The sequence below is a fragment of the Bacillus sp. L_1B0_5 genome (assembly GCF_000836715.1).
GTDB lineage: Bacteria > Bacillota > Bacilli > Bacillales > Bacillaceae_G > Bacillus_A > Bacillus_A thuringiensis_S.
In genome coordinates, this window is the sequence record NZ_JXIS01000201.1 from 1 (window position 1) to 1448 (window position 1448).

A 1448-nucleotide genomic window follows, 5' to 3' on the forward strand; every position below is an offset into this window, starting at 1 on the left:
ATGTCCAAGGACACAAGTACAACCGCCGAACAACTCAATAAAATGTACGGGAAGTTGCTTGATGCAGAACGTGCTGAAACTTCTCTTGATAATGCAATGAAAAGAGTGAATGAAGGTCTTTCCGAGCAAGCAATTGAAGCCAGGGAAGCACGTGGAACTTTACTGGATTTGCAAGAGAATTCTAAGAAACTTGAAGCAGAACAAAAAAAGCTAACAAGCTCTTTTAAACTTCAGAATGCTGAATTAGGAGCAAACGCTAGTGAAGTGGATAAGTTGGAATTAGCACAGAAACAACTACGTCAGCAAACAGAAATGACGGATAGGGTCGTCCACAACTTAGAACAACAATTAAGCACAGCAAAACGTGTGTATGGTGAGAATTCTACCGAAGTACAGCAACTTGAGGCTAAATTAAACCAAGCAAAAACGACATTAAAGCAATTCGAAAACTCCTTACAGAGTGTTGGGCGAAGTGGTTCACAAGCTGCGGATGGTATGGCGGAAATCAATAAGAAACTTGATATGAACAATTTAATGGAAGCCGCTGAAGTCCTACAAGGAATATCAGAAAAGTTAATTGAAATGGGAAAGTCGATTGTAAATACAGCAATAGAGTTTGATGGATCGCAGAGGAAAATTCAGGCGTCATTAGGATTGACTGGGAAAGGTGCCGAAAATCTTCAAAAAATTGCTGTTGATACTTGGAAAAAAGGTTTTGGTGAAAACCTTGAAGAGGTAGACAATGCGCTGATAAAAGTCTATCAAAATATGCGTGACGTTCCACATGAGGAATTGCAAGGGGCATCGGAAAATGTATTAACATTAGCTAAAGTTTATGATGTGGACTTAAATGAAGCGACTCGAGGTGCAGGGCAATTAATGAGTCAATTCGGTTTATCTACACAGGAAACCTTTGATTTACTTGCTGCCGGTGCTCAAGAAGGTCTAAATTATTCAGACGAGTTATTTGATAACCTCTCTGAATACGCGCCTTTATTCAAGCAAGGTGGTTTTAGTGCTCAAGAGATGTTTACAATCTTAGCAAATGGAACAAAAAGCGGTTCGTATAACTTAGACTATATCAATGACCTGGTGAAGGAATTTGGTATCCGTGTACAAGATGGTTCAAAAGGTGTATCAGAAGGATTCGGTGATTTATCTGAAGAGACACAAAAAGTATGGAAGTCATTCAATGAAGGTAAGGGAACTGCAGCAGATGTTTTTAATGCTGTGTTAGGTGATCTTCAAAAGATGGATGATAAGGTAAAAGCAAACCAGATTGGTGTTGCTTTATTTGGCACCAAATGGGAAGACATGGGTGCTGAAGCGGTACTAAGCCTAAACGATGTACATGGTGGTCTTGGTGATGTAACTGGACGTATGGATGAAATGAAGAAACTTCAGGAAGAATCTTTGGGGCAGCAATTTCAAAAAGCATTAAGAGAAAC

1 protein-coding gene is annotated in these 1448 nt (G+C 39.5%); it reads left to right on the forward strand.

Annotated elements, in window-relative coordinates:
- Window positions 1–1448, forward strand: a 1448-nt coding sequence (locus tag RT27_RS31810; RefSeq protein ID WP_043939340.1) for a phage tail tape measure protein, incomplete at both ends; no start/stop codon positions are given.